This window comes from Chitinophagales bacterium (genome assembly GCA_040877935.1).
Taxonomy (GTDB): Bacteria; Bacteroidota; Bacteroidia; order Chitinophagales; family CAIOSU01; genus JBBDNB01.
In genome coordinates this window covers 71034-90055 of sequence record JBBDNB010000032.1, presented here as the reverse complement: position 1 = coordinate 90055, position 19022 = coordinate 71034, and the positions used below count along the sequence as shown (strand labels likewise).

The 19022-nt window shown below is 39.3% G+C and carries 13 protein-coding genes and 1 tRNA gene; 11 read left to right on the top strand and 3 right to left on the bottom strand.

Going from position 1 to position 19022, the window contains the following annotated elements:
- Positions 1-462: 462 nt before the first annotated feature.
- From WD048_08305 to WD048_08270, 8 genes are all read left to right on the top strand, one after another.
- Positions 463-795: a hypothetical protein gene (locus WD048_08305; protein ID MEX0812205.1), complete on the top strand. Its 333-nt coding sequence runs from the start codon at positions 463-465 to the stop codon at positions 793-795.
- A gap of 11 nt (positions 796-806) precedes the next feature.
- Positions 807-1154, top strand: a complete 348-nt coding sequence (locus WD048_08300) for a PadR family transcriptional regulator (protein ID MEX0812204.1) — start codon at positions 807-809, stop codon at positions 1152-1154.
- Positions 1147-3324 (top strand): DUF2807 domain-containing protein, encoded by a 2178-nt coding sequence (locus WD048_08295; protein MEX0812203.1) that lies wholly within the window; start codon positions 1147-1149, stop codon positions 3322-3324. The genes WD048_08300 and WD048_08295 overlap by 8 nt, the downstream gene beginning before the upstream one ends.
- Before the next feature lie 174 nt (positions 3325-3498).
- Positions 3499-5538: a T9SS type A sorting domain-containing protein gene (locus WD048_08290; GenBank protein MEX0812202.1), complete on the top strand. Its 2040-nt coding sequence runs from the start codon at positions 3499-3501 to the stop codon at positions 5536-5538.
- A gap of 182 nt (positions 5539-5720) precedes the next feature.
- Complete coding sequence (locus tag WD048_08285) at positions 5721-10316, top strand: T9SS type A sorting domain-containing protein (protein MEX0812201.1); 4596 nt, start codon at positions 5721-5723, stop codon at positions 10314-10316.
- Positions 10317-10476: 160 nt separating this feature from the next.
- Entirely contained in the window at positions 10477-10791 is a 315-nt protein-coding gene (locus tag WD048_08280) for a hypothetical protein (protein MEX0812200.1), read from the top strand.
- Entirely contained in the window at positions 10778-11821 is a 1044-nt protein-coding gene (locus WD048_08275; GenBank protein MEX0812199.1) for a COX15/CtaA family protein, read from the top strand. The genes WD048_08280 and WD048_08275 overlap by 14 nt, the downstream gene beginning before the upstream one ends.
- 332 nt (positions 11822-12153) lie before the next feature.
- The gene (locus WD048_08270; GenBank protein ID MEX0812198.1) at positions 12154-13461 is read left to right on the top strand and encodes an ankyrin repeat domain-containing protein; all 1308 of its coding nucleotides are present in this window, start codon (positions 12154-12156) and stop codon (positions 13459-13461) included.
- Positions 13462-13563: 102 nt separating this feature from the next.
- Here the strand turns inward: WD048_08270 and WD048_08265 are convergent, their stop codons facing one another.
- The gene (locus tag WD048_08265; GenBank protein MEX0812197.1) at positions 13564-14883 is read right to left on the bottom strand and encodes an MFS transporter; all 1320 of its coding nucleotides are present in this window, start codon (positions 14881-14883) and stop codon (positions 13564-13566) included.
- A 50-nt stretch (positions 14884-14933) separates the two neighbouring features.
- On the opposite strand from WD048_08265, the gene WD048_08260 reads away from it, so the two are divergent.
- The gene (locus tag WD048_08260) at positions 14934-15386 is read left to right on the top strand and encodes a regulatory protein RecX (GenBank protein MEX0812196.1); all 453 of its coding nucleotides are present in this window, start codon (positions 14934-14936) and stop codon (positions 15384-15386) included.
- A 142-nt stretch (positions 15387-15528) separates the two neighbouring features.
- On the opposite strand, the gene WD048_08255 is transcribed toward WD048_08260, so the two are convergent.
- Positions 15529-15601, bottom strand: a tRNA-Gln gene (locus WD048_08255).
- 122 nt (positions 15602-15723) lie between these two features.
- Between WD048_08255 and WD048_08250 the strand changes: the two genes are divergently transcribed.
- Positions 15724-16782: a lysylphosphatidylglycerol synthase transmembrane domain-containing protein gene (locus tag WD048_08250; protein MEX0812195.1), complete on the top strand. Its 1059-nt coding sequence runs from the start codon at positions 15724-15726 to the stop codon at positions 16780-16782.
- Positions 16783-16862: 80 nt separating this feature from the next.
- Positions 16863-17945, top strand: coding sequence for a DegT/DnrJ/EryC1/StrS family aminotransferase (locus WD048_08245; GenBank protein ID MEX0812194.1), 1083 nt, complete (start codon positions 16863-16865; stop codon positions 17943-17945).
- Positions 17946-17962: 17 nt separating this feature from the next.
- On the opposite strand, the gene WD048_08240 is transcribed toward WD048_08245, so the two are convergent.
- Positions 17963-18814 carry a LysM peptidoglycan-binding domain-containing protein gene (locus WD048_08240; protein MEX0812193.1) on the bottom strand — a complete coding sequence of 284 codons (852 nt, stop codon included), beginning with the start codon at positions 18812-18814 and terminating at the stop codon, positions 17963-17965.
- Positions 18815-19022: the final 208 nt, after the last annotated feature.

Sequence of the window (19022 nt, the reverse complement as noted above, 5' to 3'; positions counted from 1 at the left end):
TTGAAAAATTAATGGAATCTTAGATTTATGGTGCTTTTCGACCAGACACTATTTACAGGCAAAAAAACTTGTTTTTACTTTAATTATATTTGGCTATAAGTAGGGTGAAAAATGTACTTACAGCCAAATATAACTTCACTTTAGAGAAAGGATATGCCATGAGAAACAAAGGCAACAACCTTTATTTTTTACAATTTCCTGAGCCCCAAAGGGGTGACATTTACTGAACGAAGGGTGCAGCCCTTCGTTTCTAATCAGTCTATTTGTTTGATCTTTCCGCATAAATCCACTTTTTTTCAAAAAATATTATTAAGCCAAAAGCCTTTTAAGTAAAGGGTTTCTGTAATTTTCTCATCACTAAATGGAAATTATTTCATTTCATACAGTACTTTGTGTTGCATAGTACCTTTTTTTGTTCATATCTTTGTGTTGTCAATTTCTAAAACTAAAAAACAAAAAATCATGAAAACTAAAATTTTAAGCCTCGCATTAATCATTTCATTTTTGCTTATTCAGCAAAACGATTTAAGTGCAAAAGAAAAATCCGATATACATCAGCGTATAGATATTGAGCAATACATAAAATATCCTGATGCTGCCCGGTCCGACAATTTAAGCGATCAGGTAATAGTAACATTCCAGGTTGATTCAACGGGAAGAGTTGAAATAAATGCTGTAGAAAGTCAGTACGAAATATTTAAAAAGGCCATTCAGCAACAAATGAGTAATATTATCTTGAATCAACTGGATACAAACAAACTCTACAATATTATCATCAATTTTAAACTAATGTAAAATGAAATCGAATGAACTTAGAAAACACTAAAATACAGATGCGCAAAGGGGTGTTGGAATACTGTATTCTTTCGGTGATTTCCAGTAAGGAGCTCTATGCCTCGGATATCCTGGAAATACTGAAAGATGCAAAACTGATCGTTGTAGAAGGCACCTTGTATCCGCTGCTTACCAGGCTCAAAAATGCCGGTTTGCTCAGCTACAAGTGGAAAGAATCAACTTCAGGACCACCGCGCAAATACTATCAACTGACGGAGATCGGTAAAACCTTTCTCCTGGAACTGGAAGCCACATGGAATGAATTGCACTATGCCGTAAAAGTCACTACATCAATCAATAAATCTAAAGACAATGAATAAGACATTAAGTATAAACCTCAACAGCCTGGTTTTTCAAATCGATGAAATAGCATATGAAAAACTCAGCAATTACCTGAAAGCAATAGCCAACCGCTTCGAAGGAATGGAGGGTGCAGATGAAATCACATCTGATATTGAGGCGCGCATTGCCGAAATGTTTTCCGAAAAACTAAGCAATACAAAACAGGTCATTAGCCTTGCTGATGTTGAAGCTGTAATAGAAGTGATGGGACGTCCTGAGGATTTTGAAACAATCGAAGATGAGTTGGAAGCTGAGCCCGCCCCTACTAAAGGCAAGAAATACCCGAGAAAATTATTTCGCGACACTGAAAACTCAATAGTAGGGGGTGTGTGCTCTGGAATCAGTGCCTATCTTGGAATTTCTGATCCTATTTTTCTGCGCCTAATTTTCCTGATTGCATTCTTTGGATTTGGTTCCGGTTTCTTGCTCTACATCATTTTGTGGATCGTTATTCCAGAGGCTAAAACAGCTTCTGACAAGCTGCATATGCGTGGCGAAGCTATCAATGTTTCTAATATTGAAAAAACCATCAAAGAAGAGTTTGACAACATAAAAAAAAACATTGACGGAAATCAATCCGCCAATAAGATAACAGGACTAGCTAAAGAACTGGTAAGCAATATTTTAAACGTACTCTATGTATTGTTAAAAGCCATTCTAAAAATTGCAGGTCTCCTCTTTGTGATTATTGGAAGTATCGCACTCACTGCATTGCTTGTAGTTCCGCTTGTATTTTTGTTTTCAGGTGATGCTTCACTAATGACCTTTTCAGATTTTTATTTTGAAAACAGCATCCACAAATATTGGAGTTATATCACAATTTTAACCCTAGTGCTCATTCCGCTTTTAACCCTGATATACTTGGGCTTGCGATTTCTTGGTGGCAGGCGCTTCAGAATTCCTGTGTTTTCAAAAAGCATGATTCTGGTCTTTTTCATTACGCTAATTAGCATAATTGCACTTTCTGCATATACTGCCACTTGTTTTTCAAGCAGCAGCAGCGGAAGTAAAAAAGTAATGCTTCAATTGCCGGAATCACAGCGCATACATCTTGAAGGACAAAAAATAGCACCGGCAGGAAAACCAGTTGTCTATTTTTTCAATCGCGATGAATACATTGTAGATGAGGACATGCTTTGGCTCGGGGATAAAGTAAAATTAGATGTTTTACAAAGCCCGGATGAAACAGCTTTTTTAGAGATCATCACAAAGGCTAAAGGCAGTTCAAGAGGCCAGGCATTCGACAGGCAGGAATCCATACAGTTTAATATCAGTATGCAAGATTCAGTGCTGCGCATTCCTGCACACTTCCCGATTGAAGACCCTGAAAAACTGCGCGGACAGGAAGTACAATTACATCTAAGGCTGCCACTGGGGGCACAAGTATATTTAGCCGAAAGTTCTAAATCAGTGATTTATGATATCAAAAATGTGACCAACACCTATGATGGAAATATGATTGGCTATACCTGGGAAATGCGACCTGCCGGACTCACATGCATAGATTGTAATGGTGTTGCTTTAAACCGTCAACAAAATTTTTCCATGGAGGAATTGATTTTGAATGAAGATTTTACAGAGGTTGAAGCCAATGGGGCTTTTGATATTCACATTTCGGAAGGGCCCTTTTTATTGCAAAGTGATGGGGAAAATGAGATTGAATATTCTGTTAAAAACAATCGACTGCAAATTGAAAACAAAAAGCGCAGCGGCTTCTTCGACAGGCAGACAAAAATCAACCTGCAAATGCCCGAACTTTCTGAGCTCGAACTCAACAGTGTTGCAGATGCATCGATTAAAGGCTTTGAAAACAGCAAAATGGACATGCGTATTTCAGGAGCCAATAATTGCAGAATTGATATTCAAGCGGAGGAACTCAACCTGGAAATCAATGGTGCAGCAAAAGTCAATTTAGAGGGGGAGAGTGAAAAGCTTTATTTGGAAATAAACGGTGCCTCTAAATTGGATGGGACAGCCTTTAGGACCGAAAATGCAAAAGTTAAAATTGCAGGTGCCAGCAAAGTAGATGTCTGGGTAACAGACAAATTAGATGCAAAGGTTTCAGGAGCCAGTAGTTTGAATTATAAAGGATTGCCTGAAATAGTATCGGATGTGTCCGGTTTTTCATCCATAAAGCCGATTCAATAAACAATACCCTTTTCGTTCCTATTGTTGGGAAATGTCTCTTGCTGCGGTGAGGGGCATTTCCTTTTATGTTTTGCATAATTCGGGTTTAATGCGCAATAAATAGCTCACTTTGCAATAAATTAATAGAAATACTTACCTTTGTTACTTCCAAATAAACATATAAAATTGATTATCATGAAAAATGTTTTGCTTGTTTTTGTCATCTCGCTAATAGGCACCAGTGTTTCTGCCCAAATTTGCGATACAATTACTAATTTTAATTTAGCAACTGATACACCCACACTATATGGAGCTCAGGGAGGAGGAGCCCTTATAGGCCACAATAGTTTTGGTGTTTATGGTTTTGCTGAAAAAATCACAAGCTCTTTTTCCAGTGCAGAAGTTACCGAACTAAACTTTGTATTTGGTAGAGCTGAAACCAATAATCCAGGGAGTGCTGTTGTAACGTTAACTGTATGGGAGGATGACGGTGGCAATGATGCTTTTGGTATTCCAAATGCGCCAGGTACTGTAGTTGCTACTAACGATGTTTTGATAGCAGATATTGAAACAGATGTAGCAAATCAGGATTTTACTACTGTAACTTTTGCTACCCCACCTGTTGTAAGTGGTGATTTTTATGTTGGTTTTCAAATCTCATATGCGCAGGGAGATACTGTAGGTCTTGTTACAAACAGGAGCGAAAGTGTTCCTTCCACTCTTTTTACAGATGTTACACCTCTTGGCTTTCCCGGTTGGGGCAGAATGGATTCTCTGGCAGGAACAAATATTTCGGGATTAATACTTGTAGATGTTTGTTTTGTTTGTCCAAATATAAGCGGGATAACTTCTTCAACAGAAAGCTCCTGTGATACTGATGACGGCACAGCTGAAGTTGTTGCATCCGGTGGAGACAGCCCTTACTCTTATGAATGGTCAGACCCGCTGAGCCAAACTACTCCAACTGCTAATAACCTCGCCCCAGGTACTTATACTGTAACCATTACAGATAATAACGGCTGTACAGCAACTGAACCGGTAATTGTAGATGAGGCAGAAAGTCCCACAGTAATAGTAAATGATGCTACTACCTCTGCTTGTGGCAACAGTGATGCAAGTTTAACAGCCAATGCCAGTGGTGGTGATGGTAATTATTTATATACCTGGACAGGTGGAACAAATGGGGGTACATTAAGCAATCTTGGAGTTGGAAGCTATGATGTTACAGTAACGGACGGAAACGGATGTACTGCCTCAACTTCAGCTTCTGTAAGCGATCCTGGAAATCTTTCTGTAATTTTAAATGTACAGCACATTAGTTGCAATGGATTTGATGATGGAGAAGCAAATGCTATTGTGAGTGGGGGTTCCGGTTCAGAAACTTTTACATGGTCTGATACCGGAAGCGGTTCTGCAATTACAGGACTGGAACCGGGTTCCGTTTCTGTAACTGTTACAGACCAATCTTGCAGTGCTGTAGCCAACAAAACAATTACAGAACCGGATGCTTTGACATTTAATCAATCATCTGAAGATGTAACTTGTGAAGGAGGCTCAGACGGCTCTGCAAGCGTGACTGTAAGCGGAGGCACTCCTCCTTACAGCTATGCCTGGCCTTCTACTAATAGCGATTCTGTTGAAACAGGGCTTTCTGCAGCAGATACTGTAAGCTTAGTTATTACAGACTTAAACGGATGTCAAACTACAGCCAACTTCAACATAGCTGATGGAGAAAGTCCTTCGGCCACTGCAACTGCTACAGATGCTACCGGTTCTGATGACAATGGAAGTGTTGAAGTACAGGCAACTGGCGGAGCAGAACCATACACCTATGAATGGGATGATGATGACAATCAAACTACTGAAATCATCACTGATCTTAGTACAGGAACATATACAGTAACTGTAACAGATAATAATGGTTGTGAAACTACTGCATCGGCCACAGTTGACAGAGATGTTGCAGTTGAAAACATAGAAGAAATCATAAGCTTTCAGCTTTTTCCGAACCCTACCAATGCAAATGTAAATTTGAAAATGAACATGAGCAGATCTGTAAATGTATTGTTGGAATGGGTTAATGTACTTGGCGAGCGCGTGATAAAAGAAGACCTGGGCAATACCTCCAATATCAACAGAAGCTATGACTTAGGACAATTTGCTTCAGGAATTTATTTTGCAAGAATAAGCATAGGCGATCAAACCATTATCAAAAAAGTGATCGTGAATAAATAAAAAATAATCTTCCTTCTATTATTAGAATAAAGGCTGTTTTGCATCTGTAAAACAGCCTTTATTATTTTTTACACCTAAGGAATACCGATCAGTACATTTTCTAAAGGCATAATGCGGGTTAAAATAAACTAATAGAATTCTTTACCTTTGTTGCTTCCAAATAAATCACAAAAATTATTGCTATGAAAAGGACTTTTTTAATATTTATGTCGGTGCTGTTAAGCGCGGGCCTATTTGCACAAACTTTAGATACTTTAGATTATCCAATAACAAATGCTACTGGTTTTACTGCACCTGGTGCGCCTAATGGTGGTGGTGCTGCGGGTAGCAATATATTTGTGGATGAAGTAGGCCAGGTTTTTAGCCATCCCGGTGGTACGGTAGAACAAGTTATTTTTTGGCTGTTTGACGTAATAACTGTAGGTAGCCCGGATAACTTTGAGTTCAGTATTTATGATGTGTCTAATGGCTTTCCAACTGGGGCACCTTTGGCTACGGAAGTGGTGTCAGCTTCAAGTTTTAATACTGGTTCGGTATTAGACACAAGTACTACTGTAATTACTTTTTCAAATCCACCCACAGTTTCTGGAGATTTTGCGATTGTAGTGAATGTCGATTTGTCAACTAAAAATGATTCTTTGATTTTTGTTACAAATAATTTTGGGGATGGTTTGAATGCACAAAATTCCATTGCTAATTTTAATGGCACAAGCTGGACTCCAGGTTGGGATGCATTGGATGATTTCTGGATAGATTGGGATAGGGATATAATTATGTTCCCGGTAGTTCAAAGTTCCACACCACCACCTGTTGGTACTTGCGATACATTAATAAACATTGATCTGGCAAATGATACTTTAACCATTTATAATATTACAGGAGGTGGAACATTAGCCGGACACAATGCTGAAGGTTTTACAAGATTTGCTGAAAAATTTATTTCACCCTATACCAATTCTGAAATAAATGAAATTTCTTTTGCATTTAATGATGCGCAAACGAGTAATCCGGGCACTGCAACTATAACTGCCAGAATTTGGGAGGATGACGGTGGCCAGGACTTTTTTGGCATACCAAATGCTCCGGGTACAGTAATAGCATCTGAGGACATTTTGATCACTGATATTGCTACAGATATTACTAATAATGACTTAACAACGGTTACTTTTACTACCCCACCTGTAGTTTCCGGTAATTTTTATGTTGGCTTTGAAGTTACTTATGCTGCAGGTGATACAGTGGCTTTAATTACAAATCAAGATGAGAGCATACCTTCAACTTTATTCACAGGACTTCCTACAGTCTGGGGTCGGGTTGATTCTGTTTATGGATTGGATATTTCAGGTTTGATACTTGCAGATATTTGTGAATCCACTACACAGCCTGCACCTGTTGCCAATTTTGAAGTTAACAGAAGAACAGTACTCGAAGGCAATGATGTTCAGTTTACAGACTTATCGACTAATAACCCAAGTTCATGGAGCTGGACCTGCCCCGGTGGAAATCCAGGAAACCCAACTCAAGAGAATCCATTGGTCACCTACAATACTTCAGGGGTTTATGATGTCAGTCTTAATGTAAGTAATTCAGGAGGTTCTGATGATATTACGGCAAGTGATTTTATAACTGTTTTAGAATGGCCTGCTTTGCCCGACTGTGATACAATTTCTAACTTTTCACCTGAAAATGATGCATTACTGATTTTAAGAAGTCCCTTTAATGGTTATGTTGCAGGACACAATGCATTCATGGATCAAGCCAAAGCAGATAAATTTAGTGGCCTGAATGCCGGAGATGAAATAACTGGTGCAGCACTTGGCTTTGCAGTTGCAGATTTTGCCAACTCCAGCTCCAGTATAGATGTAAATGTTTGGGACAACAGCGGTACAGGAGGTGCTCCAGGAGCAATATTGGCTTCTGAAACAATTACGATCCAGTCTATTGCAACAGATATTTCCAATAATTCATTGACTTATGTAAACTTTACCAATCCTGTAACAGTAAATGCCAGCACTGATTATTATGTGGGCATTTCTTTTACTTATGCTGCCAATGATACCGTAGCACTTTATGTTAATGCTGACGGAGAAGCGGCCCCCGAAACAGCATGGGAGCAATTTGCAAGTGGTAACTGGTTTCCTTATTCAGATACTGATAGTTCATGGAATACAGAGAGAGCACATCTTATTTCCCCACTTGTTTGTGCAGGTTGCCCAACAATCGGAACTACTATAAACACAACAAATGCCTCCTGTGGTGCCTCTGATGGAACTGCTACAGTTAATGTTATGGGAGGAGCAGCTCCATACAGCTTTTTGTGGTCAGATGGGCAAATGGCTTCAACTGCCACCAATCTTGCCGCAGGTTCTTATGATGTAACAGTTACAGATGCCAACAACTGTACTGCAACAGCATCAGCCAATGTTTCCGATACGGGAAGTCCAAGTGTTACATTAGATGATAGCGGAGAGGTAAGTTGTAATGGAGGCAATGATGGTTATGTTTCAGTGGTTGTAACAGGAGGAACACCACCTTATACTTACACCTGGAGCTCAGGTGGAAATACCGCTACTGAAACAGGTCTTTCTGCAGGCACTTATGATCTCACAGTAGAAGATGCCAATGGTTGTTCTGAAACATTCTCTGAAACAATTGCTGAGCCTACTGCACTTTCAGTAAATATAGCTTCAGTTACCGATCTCGGTTGTGCATCTGTAAACGATGGTGCTGTTGATATTAATGTAAGTGGAGGCACATCACCCTATACTTTTGCCTGGGACAATGGAGACAATACTGAAGACATCAGCGGACTTGCTGCCGGTACTTATGAAGTAACCGTAACCGATGATAATGGCTGTACAGAAATGGCTACCGCCACAGTTGACCCACCTGCTAATCCGCTATCAGTATCTGTAAATAATGCACAAACAAGTGCTTGTGGAGCAAATGACGCTACCCTTACGGCCAATGCAAGCGGTGGTTCAGGTGGCAATAGTTATAGTTGGACAGGTGGCTTGTCAGGCGCTTCGGTCAATAACCTGAGCCCTGGAAATTATACCGTTACAGTAACTGATGGCAGCGGTTGTACTGCAACGGCTTCAGCTTCAGTAAGTGATCCCGGAAGCTTGTCTGTAAGCCTTGACATTACGAATGTGAGTTGTAATGGTTTTAGCAATGGTGAAGCTACTGCAAATGTTACGGGAAATATCGGCACGGTAAGTTATAACTGGGATGTTTCTGGAAGCGGATCTACAGTTTCTAGTCTCGCGCCAGGAGCTGTTTCCGTAACAGTTACCGAAGGCAGTTGTTCTGCTTCTGCCAATGGAACAGTTACAGAACCAGACCCGCTTAATGTTTCTGTTACTCAAACAAATGTCACTTGTAATGGTGGCATCAATGGAACAGCTTCTGCTTTTGTAACAGGTGGAACAGGAAGTGGAACTTATTCTTACCAATGGTTGACAAACCCAATAAAAACCACTTCTTCTGTTACTGGGCTTGAAGCCGGGTCAATTATTCTGAACGTAACCGATGCCAATAACTGTCAGGCAGCTCCCGTAACAGTAACCATTACTCAACCTTTAGATATTTCTGTACAATCTATCAATACCACACCGGTTACCTGTTATGGAGATAATGATGGAACCGCAGAACTGATAGGGGTTAGTGGAGGTACAGCTCCTTATGCATACAACTGGAGTGCTAGTGGCTCTGCTTCACTGATTACAGGCTTATCGGCTGGAAGTTACCAGGTAACCATAAGCGACATCAATAACTGTCAAAAGGTACTTACTGCCAATATAGGAGGCCCAGATTCAATTTCCATATCTGTAGCCAATGTTTCAGATGCATCATGTAACGGTGATAGCGATGGAAGCATTAGCTTAAGTGTAAACGGTGGCAATGGAGGATACAATTGGTCAAATGGACAATCCGGAGCTTCTACTACACTAAGCAACTTGGCTGCTAATAATTATTTTGTAACTGTAACAGATAATGAAGGGTGTTCTAAAATTTCTGAATCAATTGAGGTTGACCAACCGGATCCATTAACACTTACACCTTCTTTTGAAAATGTAACCTGTAATGGTGGTTCAGACGGAGAAGCAAGTGTTGCAGTAAATGGAGGCATCCCACCATACAGCTTCAGCTGGACCCCTGGCTCTAACAGCGATTCTGTTAACACAGGGCTCCCGGCAGGCCCTTTTACTGTTGTTGTAACTGATGATAATGGATGTGACAAATCAAGCAGTTTCAATATAGCTAATGGTGCTTCTCCAGCTGTAAATATTACTTCTACTGATGCATCTGCAAATGCAGATGACGGCACAGCTACAGCTGTTGCTACAGGAGGTGCAAGTCCTTATACATATAGCTGGGACGACCCCGACAACCAGGATACTCAAACCGCTACGGGTTTAGCACCGGGCACATATACTGTAACTGTTACAGATGCCAATGGCTGCCCTACAACTGCCACTGTTGAAGTGGAAAGAAGCGTATCTATTGGTGACATTGCTGATATCAGCAATTTACAATTGTTTCCAAATCCAACTTCAGGAACTGTTAATCTGAAATTAGAGCTCAGCACTACTGCCAAAGTCCAAATCGAATGGATCAATGTTTTGGGCGCACAGGTAGCTTCTGAATTTTTTGGAACAACTACTACGGTTAACAAAAGCTATGACCTAGGTCAATTTGCTGCCGGTATTTACTTTGCCAAAATCAGAATTGACAATGAAATGATCGTTAAAAAAGTGATTGTTAGCAAACAATAGGTTTTCTTCATACAGATTAAGAAAGGCTGTCTCATTTTGGGGCGGCCTTTTTTATTTTCTGGCATTCTGAGCACTAAAGAATTTCCGAACTCAGGTTATAAAATTGAAATCCTGTACTTTCCTTTATACGCAAAGCTGTAATTTTGCAAAAAGATCCCCCATGAACGAAAAATTGCGCAGCCGCATGAAGCATTTGTTTTTTATTTCCCTGCTTCTCGGCATGGCATTTATCGTTTTTTTACAACACAGAAGGAAGTCCGGTATTGAAGAAAGTTTTTTCTTTCCCTATTCAAAAACACTTCATAAAACCGAATACTACGATAATGGTAAAATTAAAAGCATGGGTACTTTTCGTGGCAAACAAAAAGACGGGGACTGGTATTACTGGGATACCAGTGGCAACAAAACAAAACTGGAAATTTACGAATACGGGGATTTAAAGGAAGTGAAAATGCTGGATGATGGAAAGAAATAAAGCCGTAGCTATCTGGTTGTTTATCGGGGTAGTCATGCTGTTTTTTCAGATTATCATTGGTGGCGTTACCCGCCTTACCGGTTCCGGACTCTCAATTACCAAATGGGAAATTGTTACCGGAACATTGCCTCCACTTTCCGAAGAAAATTGGGAAGATGAATTTGACAAGTACAAAGCCACCCCACAGTATCACAAAATCAACAAAGGCATGTCCCTGCCCGATTTTGAATTCATTTATTTCTGGGAGTATTTTCATCGACTCTGGGCGCGGAGCATGGGTCTGGTTTTTTTATTTCCGCTTATATGGTTTTTGTGGAAGAAAAAAATCAGGAAAGTTTTAAAACCCCACCTTGCAGGCGTTTTTACTTTAGCGGCACTAGTAGCCTCTTTTGGCTGGATCATGGTGGCCAGCGGATTAGTAGATCGACCCTGGGTGAACGCCTATAAACTCACCGTGCATCTTTCGTTGGGAATACTCCTTTATGCCTGGGTACTTTGGCTGGCGATGGATGAATTATTGGTGCATAAAAGAACAGCAACACCACAAATACACAAATGGACGAGTATATTTATCGGTCTTTTAACATTGCAAATTATTTTGGGCGGATTGATGTCGGGCATGAAAGCCGCTCTGATTTATCCCACCTGGCCAGATATGGGGGGCAGCTTTATTCCTCCTGTTTTACTTGATTTTTCCAATTTCAGCCTTTCTGCTTTTAAAGATTATGATAGCAATATTTATGCTATGGCCTTCGTGCAGTTTTCTCACCGCAACCTGGCTTATCTGCTTACAATTTTCGGATTTGCACTTTGGGTGAAGGCAGGAAAACCTCAAATTCAAGCATTGAACTCTGCCCGGCATCTATTTTTGCTAATGCTCTTTGTTCAGGTCGCACTTGGGATTATCACAATTTTGATGAGCAAAGGACAAATTCCCGTTTTCTGGGGTGTGGCACACCAAGCGGGGGCTATTTTGCTGCTTTCAACAGCGCTTTATTTGTTTTTTGTTTCGGGGAAAAGGAAAAGATAACTTTTTGGGTTTAAACAAGTCCATCACATTGCTGCTGGATATGATACAAATGAGCCTTTCTGTTCGAAATGATCAATGGTTTTACATTTCCATAGGATTTGAAGTTGAGATTTGACTTAGGACAAGATTATGGAATACTTGCTGTTTCTACACGGATGAATAAAGAGAGAATATTTTAACCTAAAAATCCAAACACATATAGTGTAATATTATCCGAAATTATTAATTTTAGCGCATATTTATTCTGAAAACAACTATGTTACTATTTACTAATTATTATTATTTATTTAAGGGTTTAAATTCAAAATAATTCTTCATCAAAAAACAAAACCATGAAAAAGACAATTATTTCAATCCTCACTTTTGTGATATTTTCACAAGGAATTCTTTTAGCTGACGACTCTGCAAAACAAATTGAAGCAGCTCTTCAAAGCAATGACAACAAAAAACTCGAAGAGCTATTTAGCAGTGGAACTGACCCGAATATCAAAAATGCCAATGGAGACCCTTATTGCGTTACGGCTGCTATTTGGCCGGAAATGATTGAAGCGTTTATCAAAGCTGGAGCTAATGTAAACGAAGCCGGTAAATCCGACTATTCTCCCCTACTGATGGCTGTTACAATGGCAAGTGAAGAAAGCGTAAAACTATTGATAGAAGCAGGCGCTGATGTCAATTTTTCTCAAAAAGCAAATGGGCTTTCTGTACTGCACTATGCTACATGGAGGAGCAATTGCGGTAAATGCATTGAATATCTTATTGCAGCGGGAGCCAATGTAAATGCTTTAGACAATAACAAGGAAACTCCAGCAACACTAATGGTAACTGCAATGTCTCCTGAAGAAAGGGCAAGTACGGTACATTACACCACCAATGCAATGAAAAATTTTGGCTACAATAATTTGCCTGAAAAATATACCAACCCAAAAGCCGAGGATTGGGACAGCCCCGCAGATATAATGGGCTTATTGCTTGATGCCGATTTAGATCCAAATTTAAAAAACAAGCAAGGCGTAAATGCTTTAATGAATGCAGCCTATTTTAATAAAGTGGCCATTATGGATAAATTGGTCAAAAATGGAGCTAAACTCAAAGACAAGGATAAATTGGGGAAAACAATTTGGGCTTATGCTATTGATGGTGGTGCAGGAGATGCCCTGGTTTATATGATCAACAATAAAATCGCGAATGTAGATGAAACATTTACCTGGTTTGATGATAAAATGGGCATTAACATGAAAGGCATGACTGCTTTATCTGTAGCATCTGTAAACGGGAGTGCAGAAAGTATAAAAACCCTTTTGGATTTAGGTGCTAAATGTTATTCTACCTCTTCCGGAAATTTTTATTCTGGCGGATGTCTTGGAGTGGTAAAAGACAAAACACCCTTGGTTTATGCCATAGAATCGGGAAAGTTGGAAAATGTAAAAGTAATCATCGAGAATTGTGAAAAACCGAAAATATGGCAAAACTGGTCTTTATTTGAAGTTCGGCCAACTAAAATCGCGAAATACAATCATTGCTATGGAGGTAAGTCTTGGCTGAGACCATGGACCTATGCTGAATATTATGGCTTTTCGGATATAGCCGATTACTTACAAAAAGAATTTGACACCTATACTTTAGGTAAAGCGAAATGATTTCTCTGTGCTTCGCTAGGGATTAATCAGGAGAAAGGTAAGATTGATCAAACAACATTCCTCAAACCCTATCCGTAGCGCCCTCGCTACGGATCAATCACTTCATTGCTTCAAATCCTTTTCCAACAAATCCTGCAAGGCATCGGGCAGTTTGGGTTTCAAATTGACCAACTTTTTATAAAATGGTATTAGAGACAATGCCGCTAAAATCACTACTATACCAAATACAAAATAAACCCAAACCACCCTGCCTTCAGTAGTGAAAAAAGCATTGGAAATTAGTGCCACAATAACTATTCTAAACAGCACATTCATGGTCATAAAAACGCTGCTGCTGCGCCCGATCAGTTGATTGGGAATGTTTTTGAAAAAATAAGTCACGCGCATAATACGAATACCTGCATTGCAAAGTCCCAACAGAAATGTTACCGCATAAAACCAAAACAGATTGGTATTAAAACTGTTAAATACAAAAATTGCCCCACCGCATACCGATAAAATGATCACAGCCTTTACCATAGTAAATCCATAGAATATCCTGGTGATGGCCAAACCAGCCAGCACACTGCCAAAGGCAAAATACATTTCATATGCCGCATACACATCTGCTGCCTGTAGCAAGTGCTGTTTGATATAAATGGGTTTGAGGTAAAAATTGCTGATCAGTACACCCAGGAAAACCCCAAATGTGGCATTTCCAAACAAAAACAGCAAGGGATTTTTCCTCAAGAAAATCAAGCCGGTTCTTACTCTTTCATAGACCGTTTGAATTTCTTTCACCCTTGTTGAAAAAGGCACAAAACGGATCTGACTGACCAGAAAAAATGCAATGAGATAAGTAGAGGCATTCAGCATAAAGACCTTTTGCAAACTCCAGGGCTGAATTTCAAACCCCACAGGAATAGCAAATCCAAGCAAATTTAAAGTCCCATCTTTAGTGCCTGCCAGTAGAATTGCAGCAAGGGCTCCGGCAAAAGCAGTGGTGGTTTGCCCCTGTATTTCAATATAGGAAGTAATGCGGCTGTAGTTTTTCGGCTCGGTAATTTCCTGCAAAAAAGCATAGAGATTAGGATAGTGGATATTATAAATCAAAAAAGTAAACCCAAAAACCATGGCTACCAAAAGTGCAGGCACAAAACCATTCAACATTCCAACCGCAGCCACAACAGATAAAAACACGGTACCAACAAGTGTATAAACCTGCATGATATTTTTCCTGTTGAACCGATCAATCAAAGTACCGCTGTACAATCCCCAAAACAAAGAGAGAAAAGCAATGATCAGATAAATCTTTCCAAACAAAGCAGGTTTTTCCAACTGATTGCTGAAATACCAGGGAATTGCGATCATACTGATGCCTTGTGCCATTCCTGAAACGGAATTGGCAGAAAATAGAAAAAACAATGCTTGTTTGTTTTTCAAAGCATTAATACTTTTAAGCGAGTGAAATTACTCATTTTTGAGCCCTGCTTATGCAAACAGAAAAGATCCTTCTTAAACTTATGCGCTATTGTGCCTACCAGGAACGTTGCCCGGCAGATATTCGAAAAAAAGCTGCAAAGTTTGAAATCTCAGAAGCTGAAACAGAAGCACTGATTAAAAGGTTAATAGAAGAAAACTATATCGATATAAAGCGTTATGCCAGTGCCTATGCACGAGGAAAATTTCATCAGAACAAATGGGGAAAAGTAAAGATAGAACAGGGTTTGAGGCAAAAAGAAATTGATGAGAAACACATAGATTACGGGCTGCGGGAAATTTCCCGAAAAGAGTATTCAGATACACTTCAGAAACTGATTGCCCAGAAATGGAAATCAGCTAATGGCAAAAATGATTTTGAGAAAAAACAAAAGCTTGCTGCTTTTTTGCTGCGAAAGGGCTATGAATCGGATTTGGTTTGGGATTTAGTGAACCAAATAAAATAACAGACAGGTGATTTGTTAAAAGGCTCCTTAAATAAGAAGTACAGTCCCCTTCATTTCGATGTAATAACTACCTTTAGAGAAATGAAATAGCCAAATGAACGTATAAAAAAACCTCTCAAATTCTTGAGAGGTTTTTGCTGTGTTGACCCACCAGGGCTCGAACCTGGACTCTTCTGGACCAAAACCAGACGTGTTGCCAGTTACACCATGGGTCAATGGAGCCACAAAAATAAGCATTAAAACAATTACAGCGCAATACTCTGTAGATTTTTTTGATCATTCTTAAATGTAGAAAGCCTTAGAATATCATTAGCTTTGGTTTTCAATAAGAGATTTAGTGGCAGATAAGGCAAAAATAAAATCGCGTTTTTGGTGGGTGGTCAGGAATATTTTATTTCCGGTCGCTGGTGTTTTACTGCTTTATGTGGCTTTTCGCGGAAAAGATTATTCGAGTATATGGGAAGCGATGAAAGAAGCCAACTTGTGGTGGTTTTTCCTTCCGCGTATTTTCATGCTTTTATCACATTGGGCCAGAGCCTGGCGCTGGGTGCTGCAATTGCGCACCTTTGGACACAATACTTCTATCCACACTGCCTTTCATGCAGTGCTGGCTACTTTTTTTGTCAATATTTATCTTTCAAAGGTGGGGGATTTTTATCGCTGTTGGGCTTTAAAAGAAACAGAACAAATTCCATTTAGCCGATCTTTTGGCACATTAATAATGGAAAAATTAGTTGATCTGATTATGCTTATCGGTTTCTTTGGCCTTGCTACAATACTTAAGTACAAGGAAGTTTCCGGTTTTTTGAAAAACCAGATTTGGAACAACCTCAAAGAAAAAGTGCTTTTAGTCCTGCCGCAGGAATACTGGCTGCCATTAATGGGGGGATTTGTCTTGCTGGCAATTATAGCTTTTTATATCTGGCGAAAATACAATTCGGGACAAAGTACTTTTCAAGCCAGGATAAAAGAAATTTTCACCAATATATGGCAGGGCGTAATTTCTATTAAAAACATAAAAAACAGCAGTGCTTTTATTGCATTGAGCTTCTTTATTTTCCTATGCTATCTGATTAATTTTCAGCTCTGTTTCTATGCAATGGAAGGCACTGCACACCTCAATATTATTGATGCACTTTTTATTTTCGCCACAAGTGCATTCAGCCAGGCAGCTCCGATTCAGGGTAATATTGGCGCTTTTCACTGGGTGGTTTCAGAATCGCTTCAGGTTTTAAAAATCACTCCTGAAATTGCACTGGCCTGGGCAACTGCAATGCATGCAACGGGCATGGTTTTTAGAATAGTTACAGGTTTGATCAGTGTGCTTTATTTAAAAAGCAGAGGCGTTGGGATTGCAGCGCTTGGAAAGCAAAATGAAGAAGCGCACAAGGGATAAAAAAGAAGTTTATATTTGCTTTGGACTAAGCTAAATCCTGAAAATATTTTTTTTAAAATGAATTGTCGATAGATTATAAAATGATCAATGTTACTAAAACCTTTTTGCCACCAAAGGCAGAATATGATAAATACCTGGATCGGATTTGGGCATCAAACTGGATCACAAATAAAGGGCCATTAAGTGCAGAGTTGGAAAAGAAACTGGCTGATTATCTAAATGTGAAGCATATTATACTTGTTTCCAATGGCACAATCGCTCTACAACTTTTATACAAAGCACTGGGGCTTAAGAATAAGGTAATTACAACGCCCTTTTCATATGTAGCCACTACTTCCAGTATAGTATGGGAAGGTCTGGAGCTGATTTTCTGCGATATTGATCCCGAAACACTTTGTCCTGACTTCAAAGCCATTAGATTAGCTCTGGAAAATGACAGTTCAATTTCAGCAATTGTACTGACCCATGTTTATGGCAATAGCGGCCCCCTGGAAGAGTATCAGCAATTGGCCGATAAGTACAATATTCCATTGATATACGATGCTGCGCATAGTTTTAATGTGAAGTACAATAATCAATCGATCTTAAATTTTGGAAAAGCAGCCACATTGAGTTTTCATGCTACTAAATTGTTTCACACTATTGAAGGTGGTGCCATAGCTACCAATGATGATGAACTTGCTACAAAAGTGGAATACATGAGGCGTTTTGGACATGATGAAATGGGTGGTTTTTTCGGCCTGGGTATTAATGCAAAATCATCGGAATTCAATGCTGCAATGGGTCTGGCTGTTTTGCCCTATGTTTCAGAAATAATTGAAAAACGCAAAGCAATATTTGAAATATACGATAGGTATTTGACCGGAAAAGTAATTCCTCTTAATTGGAATGAGGCGCTGGATCAGAATTACGCATATTACCCTGTTTTTCTAAAAAGTGAACCTGATGTAATTAAAGTCAAGGATTTTTTACAGAAAAAAGACATTCACCTAAGGCGTTATTTTCATCCTTCTTTGAATCAATTGCCATATGTAGAGCATGTTTCCTGCCCGGTATCTGAAGACCTTGCATCAAGGGTTTTGTGTTTGCCACTGGATATTGACTTGGATGAAGCAGAAATAAAAAATGTAGCTGAATTGTTCTTGCAAGCTTTAAACTCCTGATCTGCCAAAGCAGACCTCTATTTTTCTAAAATCACAAAAAACCCTTCGGCCAATTTTTTCTTCTGTGAATTAAAAACCATCATGCGGTATTCTCCGGGTTCAGGAATTTCATACCTAAAACTGGTATATTTCCAGCGTGCTTTAATTGCAAATTTTTGAGTCCGCTTGTGGTTGTTAAAACGTTTTGAAAAATCTTCCTTTTGATAGAGCTCTACAATGAGCTCGCTGTCATCAAACTGTTCCTGAATTTCAAGAAAAACATAAAAATAATTGCTCGATGCCTGTTTGTAAAATACAGTACTTACCCCAACCGGGACACCATTGTTTACGCCTCCACAAAAAACAAGTGAGGTAGGTTTTGGAAGCGCCATAGATTTACTAAGATCTTTGGATTCTGTACCTTTTGTTTCTTCTACAGTTTCCAGTGAGATATTGTAGATATTCTCATCGTCTATATCTGTGCCGAGATCTTCAAGTGAAGCAGGTGGAGTGTTTTTTTCGTCAGCCCTGGGTTCCATCGTAATTTTACCACTGTCAATTTTTTCAGGATCAATTTTTTCTGTTTTCTGCTCCGGCTCATCATCGGGAATATATTCCCCAGCTACTTTACTTTTCTCTTCCAGGTCACTGGTTTCTTCAAATTCCCGGTAACCAACAATTATTTTATCCCCAACTGACAAATTGTTGGACTTCATATCGTTCCAGGTCTTAATGTCCAATACAGAAACCTTGTATTGGCGCGAAAGGCTGTAAATGGTATTGCCCTTTTCAACCGTATGGAAAACAGGTTTTTGCGTTTCCTGTCCCCAAAGCAAGATACTGCTCAGAAAAAAAGAAATATAAAAGCTGTATGTCAATAGTTTTTTCACACTTGAAGATAAATATACTGATAGAAATCAGATTTCCTCATTCAAATTATTTTTTTGGGAGCTTTCATTAATGCGGATAATCAATTTGCACTTGACAGCGCATTGCTAAGTTCTGAAAAATTCAAAGCAATTTCTGATTATGTATTGAATTTCTGTTTGTGAATAAATCATTCATGTAGACTCAACAAGTGGTTTTAAAGCATATGCA